Annotated in this window: 9 protein-coding genes; 5 read left to right on the top strand and 4 right to left on the bottom strand. The window is 43.4% G+C overall.

Annotation, left to right across the window (positions count from 1 at the left end; translation table 11 throughout):
• Positions 1-405 precede the first annotated feature (405 nt).
• The 4 genes from ABF638_RS11960 to ABF638_RS11975 all read left to right on the top strand — a co-directional run bounded on the left by ABF638_RS11960 (position 406) and on the right by ABF638_RS11975 (position 5,816).
• A complete protein-coding gene (locus tag ABF638_RS11960) occupies positions 406-1,389 on the top strand; it encodes an alpha/beta fold hydrolase (RefSeq protein ID WP_435022931.1) in 984 nt (327 codons plus the stop codon).
• A 90-nt stretch (positions 1,390-1,479) separates the two neighbouring features.
• A complete protein-coding gene (locus tag ABF638_RS11965) occupies positions 1,480-2,664 on the top strand; it encodes a class I SAM-dependent methyltransferase (RefSeq protein WP_435022932.1) in 1,185 nt (394 codons plus the stop codon).
• Between the two features lie 402 nt (positions 2,665-3,066).
• Entirely contained in the window at positions 3,067-3,945 is an 879-nt protein-coding gene (locus tag ABF638_RS11970; protein WP_435022933.1) for an NAD(P)-dependent oxidoreductase, read from the top strand.
• A gap of 347 nt (positions 3,946-4,292) precedes the next feature.
• The gene (locus ABF638_RS11975) at positions 4,293-5,816 is read left to right on the top strand and encodes a hypothetical protein (RefSeq protein WP_435022934.1); all 1,524 of its coding nucleotides are present in this window, start codon (positions 4,293-4,295) and stop codon (positions 5,814-5,816) included.
• Between the two features lie 75 nt (positions 5,817-5,891).
• Here ABF638_RS11975 and ABF638_RS11980 read toward each other — a convergent pair whose 3' ends face one another.
• Both ABF638_RS11980 and hslO read right to left on the bottom strand, forming a co-directional pair.
• A complete protein-coding gene (locus tag ABF638_RS11980; protein WP_435022935.1) occupies positions 5,892-7,979 on the bottom strand; it encodes a chromosome segregation ATPase in 2,088 nt (695 codons plus the stop codon).
• Positions 7,980-8,133: 154 nt separating this feature from the next.
• Positions 8,134-9,039 (bottom strand): Hsp33 family molecular chaperone HslO, encoded by a 906-nt coding sequence (hslO, locus tag ABF638_RS11985; protein ID WP_435022936.1) that lies wholly within the window; start codon positions 9,037-9,039, stop codon positions 8,134-8,136.
• A 221-nt stretch (positions 9,040-9,260) separates the two neighbouring features.
• On the opposite strand from hslO, the gene ABF638_RS11990 reads away from it, so the two are divergent.
• Positions 9,261-9,647: a hypothetical protein gene (locus ABF638_RS11990; RefSeq protein ID WP_435022937.1), complete on the top strand. Its 387-nt coding sequence runs from the start codon at positions 9,261-9,263 to the stop codon at positions 9,645-9,647.
• Between the two features lie 243 nt (positions 9,648-9,890).
• Here ABF638_RS11990 and ABF638_RS11995 read toward each other — a convergent pair whose 3' ends face one another.
• Complete coding sequence (locus ABF638_RS11995) at positions 9,891-10,316, bottom strand: universal stress protein (protein WP_181928793.1); 426 nt, start codon at positions 10,314-10,316, stop codon at positions 9,891-9,893.
• A 363-nt stretch (positions 10,317-10,679) separates the two neighbouring features.
• Positions 10,680-11,981 (bottom strand): histidinol dehydrogenase, encoded by a 1,302-nt coding sequence (gene hisD / locus ABF638_RS12000; RefSeq protein WP_181928792.1) that lies wholly within the window; start codon positions 11,979-11,981, stop codon positions 10,680-10,682.
• Between the last annotated feature and the right edge of the window lie 403 nt (positions 11,982-12,384).

Genomic DNA, 12,384 nt, shown 5'->3' on the forward strand with positions numbered 1-12,384 from the left:
ATTTTGCTCCTAAATTGGTAGCCCAAACTCATCTAATCACCAATCATGCATCAATTCTTATCTGTTTAACATCAGTTCATAGCGCAAATTGATTGCAGCCCAAAAGTTCAGGGAGAGACTTTTCGGAGATTGGTGTCAATTTAAGGCTGATGCCCAGATGTCAAGCGACCTAGAGGCGTTGCGTCGGTGTCGTTGACTAACGCTTTAACCAACCCCATAGAACGCTGATGCTCGATTAACCAAGGAATGAGTTGCAAAAATGGGTTTTGCGATCGCCTCTAAAAAATCAATACCTAATTTTCTGATACTGATATTAGTTATTTCGACCGCACTGGATCAAATTTGACATAATATGCTATCGTTCCACAATGCGGCGCGGCCGTTAACTAGCAAGAAGACTTAACTATGTTGATCCTAATCAGAGTTTTTCTGCTAGTTGCTACAACACTTTATCAAGCGATCGCGTGCTGGTTTGAAGACCGAAAATTGCCCCCTGGTCAAATGTTTGATGTGGGTGGATATAGTTTACATCTCTACATCGCAGGAAACACTAATCCAACAATTGTCCTAGACCACAGTTTAGGGGGAATTGAGGGCTATCTTCTAGTTGAAGAATTGGCAAAGTTAGCGCGAGTATGTATCTATGACCGAGCGGGGTATGGATGGAGTAATCACAGCCCACATCCCCGAACCAGCAATCAAATTGTGACAGAATTAGATACGCTGCTTACTCAAGCAGGAATTGAACCACCCTATATTTTGATAGGAGATTCTTTTGGTAGCTACAATGTCCGGCTGTATGCCCATCGATTTCCAGAGAAGGTTATTGGAATGGTACTCACAGACGGACTACATGAGACTGAAATGCTCAAAATGTCTTTTCAGTTGCAAGCTTTAAAACTCTTTTTTCTATCTGGCTTTGTGATGTCTATTCTCGGCTCAATACTTGGCATTATTCGATTAATGAGGATATGCAAAATATTTGAAGTGCTGAAGCCGGAATTAGGTAAATTTCCTCAGCGCTTACTTAATTCAATCAAACGTTCCTTTTGCCGTCCTAAACACTGGATTACAATGAGTCGAGAGATGTTAAATCTCAGCGTTAGTGGACGTGAGGTGAGAATAGCTAACCAGTTTGGTGATCTGCCTATAGTTAATATCAAAGCAAATTCTTTTTTAAAACCTTCTCTTTGGACTGTTTTTATTCCTCTGCGAGGTGCTAACCAATTGAGGAAGCAAATGCATATAGAGTTACTAAAGTTATCAACGAACTGTACTCAAGTTAAAGCAAGTAAAAGCGGTCATTTTGTATGGGTAGATCAACCTGATGTAATCATAGATGCTGTAAAAATTGTTCTCAATAAAGTTGATCCTTCTCGTCCGGGTTAAGGAGCATAGATGCTGAACAGGGAAATTATGAATTTTGTTTTGCATCATCCATAATTCATTTATTTTCTTTTCTCCCCAATATTAAATTTTATGGATTCAAATTCAGCATTGTGTGCAGCGATCGCAAATCACATTACCACTAGTCCCCAACAACGAATTACTTTCGCCGAATTCATGGATATGGTATTATACCATCCTGAACATGGCTACTATTCCAGCGATGCAGTCAAAATTGGCTTTGAGGGTGGTGATTTTTTCACCTCTCCCAACCTCTGCCCTGACTTTGGTGAGTTACTAGCAGAACAATTTTTCCAAATGTGGGAAATTTTAGGAAAGCCTGTACCCTTTTCTTTGGTAGAAATGGGAGCAGGTCAAGGATTGCTGGCATTGCACATCCTTAAATATCATCAGCTACACTATCCAGATTTTTTTACCGCGCTGGAGTACATCATTGTTGAAAAGTCCCCAGCTTTGAGAGAAGAACAGCAGCAACGCTTGCAAGATTTTCCTGTACGTTGGTGCAATTTAGAGGAGATAACACCAAATGCGATCGCAGGCTGCTTTTTTTCTAATGAGTTAGTAGATGCGTTCCCCGTCCATCAATTCGTCCTAGACAAGGGGGAACTGCGAGAAATTTATGTAACCACAAAGAATGAGAAAGCAACCAATGCCCCATGCCCATTATTTATAGAAGTCACAGGAGAACCTTCAACGCCCCAACTAGCTGAGTATTTAGACTTAGTGGAAATGGACTTGACCCAAAGTGCATATCCAGATGGCTACCGTAGTGAAATTAATTTAGCTGCTTTAGACTGGTTGAGTATAGTAGCAGACCGCTTGCAGCGTGGCTATGTGTTAACAATTGATTATGGTTACCCCGCCAATCGTTACTATAATCCCAGGCGATCGCAAGGAACGCTACAGTGTTATTACCATCATCGTTTCCATGACAACCCTTATATTAATATTGGGCGACAAGATATCACTGCCCATGTTGACTTTACGGCTTTGGAACGCTGGGGCGAGAAGTACAACTTAAAGAAAATTGGTTTTATCCAGCAGGGATTATTTTTGATGGCGTTGGGGTTAGGCGATCGCATTGCTGCCCTTTCTTATCAAAAGCAACTCGTCTCACAGTTACTACAGCGGCGGGATGCACTACACCAACTTATAGATCCCACGGGACTAGGCGGCTTTGGAGTCCTAATTCAGAGCAAAGGTCTGAACAATACAGAAACTTCTCAGCCACTAAAAGGATTGACTCTGCCAGAGTAAACGTAAATTTGAAAAGTTAAAACTCTATTTAAGAATGCAGTATCAGTCTTATTTAGACTAGCATAACAGTGATTACTGTAAAGTTAAACACACTACCAAAGTAATAATTATGTCCACTCATGACCTGCTAATGCTAGCAACACTACTTACCCCTGGGATTTTACTTTCAGTGATAATTATGGTGACTTTTGCCGCTGGTGGTTGATTGCCAGAGTTAGGGAGTAGGAAACTGGGATTTGGGATTGTATCTTAAGTCTCAAATAACTACTTCCCAACAAATTTGAATAAATAATGTAAACGCAATGTCCACGATGGGCTATGACGCTTAATGACTCGCTAACGCTTCTCTACGAGACGCTACACGAACGCTATCGGTGATGCTGTATTAAAGGAACGTGAAAAATGAAGGTGGCATTTCTGGGAATTGGACTGATGGGACTACCAATGGCTCAAAGGTTATTAGCCGCAGATATACAGCTAGTTGCCTACAATCGTACCCCAGAAAAATTAGCACCACTACAAGCCGCTGGGGCTGAAATTGTCACACATCCCCGCCACGCCATTCGTGCTGCTGAGTGCATAATCCTCATGCTGACTAATGCCCCGGCTATTTATAATGTGTTGCTTTCAGATACTGCTTGGCAAACTTTGGAAGGACGCACGATCATCCAAATGGGAACAATTACTCCCACAGAAAGCCAGGAAATTAGAGATGCAGTTGTTGGGGGTGGTGGTGAGTATTTAGAAGCACCTGTATTAGGGAGTATCCCAGAAGCAAAAGCTGGCAAGTTGAGTGTTATGGTAGGTGCCGAGCCAGAACAATATCAACGCCATTTCAAGTTACTCCAAAATTTTGGGACAGAACCTTTACTTATAGGGCCAGTGGGATCTGCGGCGGCGCTCAAGTTGGCACTAAATCAACTAATAGCTTCCCTAACAACTAGCTTTGCTCTGAGTCTAGCTTTTATCCAGCGTCAGGGTGTCGATGTGGATGTATTTATGCAAATATTGCGCGACAGTCCACTCTACGCACCTACCTTTGACAAAAAGCTACAACGGATGTTGGATGGCAATTATGCTGATCCTAATTTCCCCACAAAACACTTGCTCAAAGATACAGAATTGTTTATCTCGGAAGCTAAATCTCGGAGTTTGGATCTTAGCAGTATTAAAGGTGTGCGGGAAATCTTGCAAACAGCCGTGAAAATGTCATTTGCTGATGATGATTACTCATCACTATTTTCTGTAATTAAAGAATGGGGAGAAGGAATCGGAGAATAAAGAGTTTAAGCTCATCCCACGCCTAGATTTCGCAGGTATTGGGGAGGCAAGTCCAAGTGCGTTGGGCTGGTTTCCTGACTTCCTTGTGCGTAAGCATCTCTGACAAGAGAAGGAACTGCCTTCAACTGGCGTTTGAGGAACGAAGCCCAACAAATACCAAAGTATTTGTTGGGCTTCGTTGATACTCAAGACAGTCACTACAATTTTTCTTAAACCAAGTGTATTGCGCTCCTCGAAAATTAGAAATTAAAACTTTTTAAAATATAGTCAAATTCCGAATATACTTTGGGAATCATGACTTTTGTCTTAGTACTTACACGCAAAAAACTATATTATCAAGGTATTACATGAAACTTTTTACAATTGGTGACAGTATTTCTCAAGGCTTTATGTCCTTGGCAGCAGCACGCACAGACCTTTGTTTTTCAACTTTGATTGCTAAGTCAATGGGGCTAGAAGTTGGTGCTGAATATCTATACCCTGAATGGTTAGTGGGCGGACTACCAGCCAATATTGAGAAGATTCTACGGCGTTTGGAGAAAAAATATGGTTCAGATATCAATGCCCTAGATTGGCTGACCATATTACCAACTATTGAGGGGGTACTTGATGAAGCTGAAGATTACTATGAACGGCAAGGAGGTAGTGCTGAACAGCGTTATCCAGGAGGAATTGAATTCTTCCACAATGTAGCAATTCAGGGCTTTGATATTGCTGATTCTTGGATGATCACGCCCGATGTTTGCAAGTATCAAATTGAACTTAGTAACGACAAAGGAGAGGGTAAAGATGATTTCTTCGGTCTACCGAATGCTGTCTTCTACCGGACTGCACTTAAAGTTCTCAACCCGTCTTTAAATCCTTCTTTTGACAACCATAGCCAACTTGGTTGGTTAAACCACCATACAATCGCTCCAGGAGGAGTTGAGAATTTAATTATCTGGTTAGGAGCAAACAATGCGCTTGGAACTGTAATCGGTTTAGAAATTAATCAAACTCCCAATGACCCAGATCAGATTCTCAAAAACCCAAGTCAAGAACCAGAATCATTCCGTGAGGTAAGAGAAAAATGGAACCTGTGGCATCCCAAGGATTTCGAGGCTGAATATCAAGAATTGCTTAATCGGGTTGATGCAATCATGCAAAATAACACCAACCCCAAATGGAATGTTTTCATTGGGACAGTACCGTTTGTAACTATTGCGCCATTGGCAAAAGGCGTAGGCCCAACCACTGAAATTCACGTGCCGGGAGAAAAGAAATCTTCAACTTACTACAAATACTACACCTATTTCCCCTTTGAAGAGGATACGGTTAGAGAAACCGGAACCCTATACCTGACACTACAAGATGTCGTCTACATTGATGAATGTATTCGCACATACAATGAAGTAATCAAAGAACTGGTCAAGAGTAAGAACAGTAGGTATCCACAACCACGCTATCACATTGTTGATCTTGCCAATGCTTTACAACAAATTGCCTTCAAACGAAATGCTGGAGAAGTGCAGTATGAATTCCCAGAATACTTCGATTTCGTCTATCCGCAGGTCAATACAAAATACTACCACGCAGATACGAGTGGACGAATACGGCAAGGTGGACTATTTAGTTTAGATGGTATTCATCCGTCTGCCATCGGTCAAGGGCTGATTGCTTATGAATTCCTCAAAGAGATGAAAAAAGTTGGAGTTGTTAATAGCACCGAACTAGATTGGAAGTCGATCTTTTCCAGCGATCAACTTTATTCCCAACCTATTACTTTGATGCATGAGTTTTACGATAATAAAGAATTTGCTGAAACCATCATCAAGCTGTTTGCCAGAAATCCGCTTGCCAGAAATCCAGCTATAACTAGAAGAATTGGTTAAGCTAAGGAGCTTAATCCTAGATTGCCTCTGGTCATAGCTTCGTATTTATTTCATTGAAAATGCCGTAATAGATGGTCACTGACCATTAGTAGTTGTTGATGAAGGAAATGGTAGAGATTCAGGCTGAGGCTGAACTTCCGGTTGAGGCTGAGGTTCCGGTTGAGGATTGAGAAATTCCTGCCAAATCCTAATTTGCTCTTGCGCTGCACTGTAAGCAGCACTACCTCGCGGAACCGATTTTGCAATGTCAATCCCTCTAGCAATATCAGACTGACCTTGAGAGCGTGCTATTTCTAACAATTGCTGACTCCATTGGTCAATAGCCAGATTTGCATCCATACGTAAAATGCTATTGTTTGAAACTCGATTTGCTAGTCGCATTGCTTCAACCAAAGCTTCTGATGTACCAGCTGCACCCACCTCTTGAGCTTTTCTCCAGTTTTCTCTAGTGCGGATTTGCCCTTCCCAGTCATTTATCGCAGCTTGTGCTTCTCCAGCAAGTGCCCTTCCCGACGAGGCAATTTGTTGGGCTGCGCTAATGGCGGCGGTGAGATTTCCACTCTGAGCCAGTTCTTGCGCTTGATCTAAGTAAGGCTGGTCTTGAATTCGCTGAATTTTTCCTACCCAAGTACGAATTTTTTTCCGTGCTTCTGGATATAATGCACGACCTCTACGAATTTCGCTAGCTTGAGCGATCGCAGCTTGCAAGGAATTGATATCGTCGAATATGGCTATCTGTTCGGCGCGTTCTAAGTAAGGTTGGTCTTCAATTGTCTCTACTTGGGCACGCCAGCGACCTATTTCTTGTCTAGCTTCTGTGCCCCTGGGATTATTCACAGGAATCAGCTGTACTTGAGCGATCGCTGCTGTTAAATTATTGACTGTTCCCTGGCTAGCCAATATTCTCGCTTTTTCCAGATGGGCAACATCTTCAATTTCCAGTTGCCAACGAGCAATTAGTTGTTGTGCTTCGTTATACACTGGTCTGGAAGGATCAATTTGTTGTGCTTGAGCGATCGCTGCCTCTAAACCAGAAACGTTACCTATCCAAGCACTCCTTTTCGCGTCAGCTATGGCGATAAAGTCATCTGTTTCGCCCTGTAGTTTCGTAATCTCTGGAATTTGTCTAGCAATATTCAGTGCTTCATCGGCATCTTGCTTGTCTAGTTTTGCCTGTGCTAATTGCAGCATTTGGCGTCCAAATGCGGGAATTGCTTCCTGAGCTTTTTGGTAAAGGTAACTTTCCTGACCAATGGACTCCGCTAACTTGATCGCTTCTAATAAATTATCAACAACTTGGCTTTTTGCTAAACTTTCAGCTTTTCCTAACTTATCGCCATCTTCCCGTGCTGTGGCAATTAGACGATTTAATTGGTCGTATTTCGTACTCGCCCAGTATTGATTGTCTACGCGCAGCATTTTGGCGGACAACATGAATGCAGATTGCCAGCGTCGTTCCTTTACTTCGGCGATCGCACCGTTGTATGTTTCTTCTGCCTTTGACCAAATTGACTGCCATTTGCCAATTTGCTCATCGACTAACTTATAAGCTGCCACATCTTCGGGTATTTTCTGAGCAGTAGCGATCGCTTCCTCTAAATTCCCAGTTTGGAAACTTTGATCGGCTAGCTTCAAAATATCCCGCGACCATTCTTCGATGAAACGATCAATTTCTCCATGCAACGGGTGATTTTGTGGTAGTTGCTTCACCAGAGCGATCGCTTGTAATAGGTCGTTCACTGTCTGCTTAGAAGCCGCCAACTGAGCGCAGTGTAGCCGCACAGAAGCACTAGCTAGAGGCCAAAAAATTGAGGGGCAATTCGGGGCAGTTGGCAACTTTAGCAGCATTGCCATTGCCAAGAATGCTACACTGCCAGGAATCAAAGTTAGCAGTGCTAGCCACAATACCCAGCTTTTCATCCACCGTGGCAATTTCCCAGAATTACTACTGAGTTGGGCAGTTTCTTCTGAATGACTATTTATAGGTAATCCTTCCCTATGGTTTTTTTTTCGCCGTTTCACTGACTTGGAGGTAGAACCAGTAGCAGGGACATCAAATGGTTGAGTTTCACCGAATTGTTCTGTTCGGGATAATCTTTTGTTTTGATCTGGCTCTCTTCCACTGGCTGAAGACCAACTGTCTGGAATATCCCGCTCTGTCATCTCTCACACCAAAATAATTGAATAGCGCTCTGTTTTAGGTCGATAATTCCATTGATGTCATAGTAACTTTCTGATAATTAAAAAGCTACTTTTTTTCAGGCTCTCTCCCCACAGATACCATTAGCGATCTAAAAAAATAGTGCCCTTTTATACTTTATCCTGAAACGGTAGATTCAGCTTGCAAATCGGTAATTAGTTGAGCTAAGTGATCGCTACTTGCCTGGTAGACGTTGCCGCAAAACTCGCAAGTTGCTTCAGCACCATCATCTTTAATAATCATATCTTGCAGTTCAGCTTCTCCCAAAATCTTCAGTGCCCCCAAAACGCGATCAAAAGAACAACCACAGTGGAAGCGCAGCATTTGCCGTTCGGGAAAAATTACTAGCCCCATATCTCCCAACAAGTCGCCAAGAATTTCAGGTAAGGTTTTCCCAGCTTGCAACAATGGCGTAAATCCTGCTAGACCAGCAACCCGCGATTCCAACGTTTCTACTAGGGCTTCGTCTCTGGCAGCTTTGGGCAATACTTGTACTAGTAATCCTCCAGCCGCAGTTACTCCCCCTGCTCCCACGAATACACCTAAAACTAAAGCTGAAGGTGTTTGTTCGGAATTCACCAGATAATGAGCTACGTCATCGCCAATTTCGCCAGAAACTAGTTCTACTGTACTAGAGTAAGGATAACCATAACCGATATCCCGTACAACATAGAGGTAGCCATCACCCACAGCACCACCAACATCTAGCTTACCTTTGGCATTGGGAGGCAATTCTACAGATGGATTCCCCACATATCCGCGTACCGTGCCATCTAAGCCTGCATCTACCAATATGCCACCTAAAGGCCCATCGCCCTTAACCCGGACATTGACCCGTGATCCAGTTCGCTTCATACTAGAAGCCATTAACAAACCCGCCGCCATCGTCCTACCCAGTGCTGCCGTCGCCACATAAGAAAGCTTGTGGCGTCCTCGCGCTTCTTCTGTTAAACGTGTGGTGATCACACCTATGGCACGAATTCCACCTTCGGCTGCTGTTGCACGAATTAACTGATCCGCCATGAATAACCTTACATTTCTTAACAAGTTCACTTTTTCTATTCTAAGTTCTCTGCTGGTAGAAAAGTAACTTAGTAGGGTGTTACGCAAATAAACTGCTGTTATTGGTCATTGGTCATTGGTCATTAGTTATTTGCAAAGGACAATGGACTAATGACTAATGACAAAAACTATTTGCAATATTAGAAATAGCGATGTAAACAACTTTAGGTAATCCTAGAAAAATGCTGGGTAATTTTCAACAAAGTCAACTACGGATCGAAATCGAAGCATCAACAGATGCAATTCGTGACAGTCTGCTGTATCCGGTGCAATTAAAAAAATGGCTCTTAGGGCAACGTTTTGCGCCAGGAATGCCAGAAGAACTACTTCCCGGATTCCAGTTTACAACCTGGACTGGGCCAGTTGCGATTCATCATCAAGTAAATGTTATCAAATCTAACTGTCTCCGCTTGGTACTCAGCGGAGGCATTGATGGGTTCCATGAATGGTACTGGGGAGAAGGTTGGGTACAGTCCCGCTTAGAAGGAATTTCAATTTTGCCCTTGAATTTGGGTCAAACGCTGAGTTTGTTAAGCTTGCGTCAGTTTCTCGCAACTCAAGAACGTTAAATCGATTGAACGTAGAAGGGGGATTTTCCTTGTCTACTAGGACTAGTTCTTTCAAGGTGACTCGAAAAATCTCTTTTTTCTCTCTGTGCCTCTGTGGTTTAAAAGTAATTTATCTAACCACAGAGACGCAGTTAACACAGACTCGCATAAGTTAAAATACTTAAATTATTTTTAATTGTCGGCTGTTGAGACTTGTTCAACAGTTTTGGGGTGGTTATAGTCATTGCTTCCCCTTGCACATTGTTACCTTGGTTTAACGACCAACACCGAACAATTAGCCTCTTCTGCAACTTGACTGCTGACAGAACCCTGAACAATTCGCTTCATCCCCATCAATCCCCGACTGCCAATTATGATCAAGTCAGTTTTGTAAATATTGGCAAGGCGAATAATTTCTTCAGCAGGATCACCAGTTACTAGTTCTAACTCACTTGTGACTGATAACTTTTCCTGATAGGATTGCAGTTGTTTTTCAATATGAAAATAAGAAAATGTTGGGGACTCTGGCTGAGGGCGATCAGCGGGTAGTTCCATCTCTGACTCTGGCGTAGGAAACACATGGCAAAGAATAACCTTGGCGTCTTTTGAAAACGCCAAATTATCTAAAGTCTGAATTACTCGTTCTGAAATTTCCGAACCGTCCAGAGCTACCAAAACACTATTTAGCACCGCTCTCGTCTCCTAAAGAGTAGACCCCTTACATAAGTATGTAGCAAAATCCGCCGGCAGCGACACTAAACAAATTTTTTATTTGCCAATTTAGTTTATATATTTGAGGCTATGCCATAGGTAAGTTTCACGCTACTTTTACGCTAGTGGGTTGTAGCAACTATTGTGGAGAAGCTTTTCACGAGTTTGTTGGAGAGGAAAACCCTCTCCAATAAACTACCGGACGCTTAAAGGGCGGCTGAAATTAGGATAGCAAATGGCGTGCGTTAGCGTAGTTTACCGTAGGTATCGCTATCTAAACTTTTAGTTTGAAGCTAGCGAGTTACTTTTACCAACAGTACAAGAAAAATTAAGCATTCCAAATCACTCTTCTTGCTGAATTCGGCGTCGTACTGAATCAGCATGAGAAGGTAAACCCTCTGCTGTTGCTAGCACATCAATTGCACCAGCCACATTTTGCAGTGCGGTTTGGGAGTATTGAATAATACTGGAGTGTTTTAAGAAAGTTTCAACCCCCAATGCCGAAGCATAGCGGGCAGCACCAGAAGTTGGCAAGGTATGATTAGGGCCTGCCAAATAGTCTCCTACAGCTTCTGGTGTTGAGTAACCCAAAAAGATTGCCCCAGCGTGGCGAATCTGTGGTAAGAGTGCCCAAGGGTCTTTGACTTCTAATTCCAGGTGTTCGGGAGCAAATTCATTTGAGAGTTCTGCTGCTGCTTGGAGCGATTCCACAACGATAATCAAGCCGTAGTGAGCGATCGCTTTTTCTGTGTCTATTCGCCGTGGGTGATCCACTAGCTGTCTTTCCAAGGCTACTTGCACGTTCTTCGCCAAAGCCGCATCTGTCGTCAGCAAAATCGCTGCCGCCATTGGATCATGTTCGGCTTGGGCCAACAAGTCAGCAGCTACATGCACTGGATTTGCGGTTTCGTCGGCAATCACCAGCACTTCGCTGGGGCCTGCCAAAGAATCAATCCCAACTGTGCCGTAGACAAGTTTTTTCGCTAGGGTGACATAAATGTTACCAGGCCCAGTAATTACATTCACTTTCGGAATGGTTTCAGTGCCATAGGCTAAAGCGGCGATCGCTTGTGCGCCCCCAATGCGATAAATTTCTTGCACCCCTGCTTCTTGGGCAGCTACTAAGACTGCGGGATTAATTGCACCCCCTGGACCTGGTGGTGTTACCATCACCACGTGGGGTACAGCAGCTACCTTGGCCGGAATTGCATTCATCAGCACCGTACTGGGATAGGCGGCACGGCCACCAGGCACATACAACCCGGCTCGGTCTACGGGAGTATAGCGTTTGCCCAGCACTACTTCATCGTCGCCAAAGTGTACCCAGCTTTTCGGTACTCGCTGACGATGAAACGCTTCAATTTGGCGGCAAGCTAGCCGAACTGCATCAAGCAATTCCTTTGACACCTGTTGATAGGCTGCATCCAATTCCGAGCCTGTAACTCGGAGTTCTTCTGCTTTTAGGGTTTGTTTGTCAAATTCGGCTGTGTAATGCAATACAGCTTTGTCGCCTTGGCGCTTCACTGCTTGCAAAACTTCTCGTACCGTTGCTTCTTTGTGAAGCACCTGTTCGTCATGGGTGCGATCGCAGATCCGTTGCAGTTCTGCTCTGACGTCTGCCTGCTGAGTAATGATTCGCAGCATGGAGTAAGGACAATGCCAAAATTATAATATTGCCACCTGAGACTTAGTATTGCTCTTGACCCACTGGGGTATGCAAGCTGACTCTAATTCTCTTCTCTAGCTTAACCTGGATTTTTTTGATACTCTCAAGGCTGCCAGCATATAATTTGCTTGAGAAGGCGACTTAATTGCTCAGTCCGACAAGCCTTGATAGGCTAGCGGCAGGAAGCAGGTGTGCCATTCCCCGCTACCCTTATGCCCTTACCTTCACTCCTTGCGAAGTGTAGGTGGTGTGTTTTCACATCCAAATCCCCAGGATTGACAGGGGGTAGGGTCTGAGTATGATTTTTACTTAATTTACCTAACTTATTAGTAGTTAATCTGTGTACAGACACGATATGTTCGATTCTGTACCTGGAAATTC

This window comes from Nostoc sp. CALU 1950 (genome assembly GCF_051172895.1).
GTDB lineage: Bacteria > Cyanobacteriota > Cyanobacteriia > Cyanobacteriales > Nostocaceae > Nostoc > Nostoc edaphicum_A.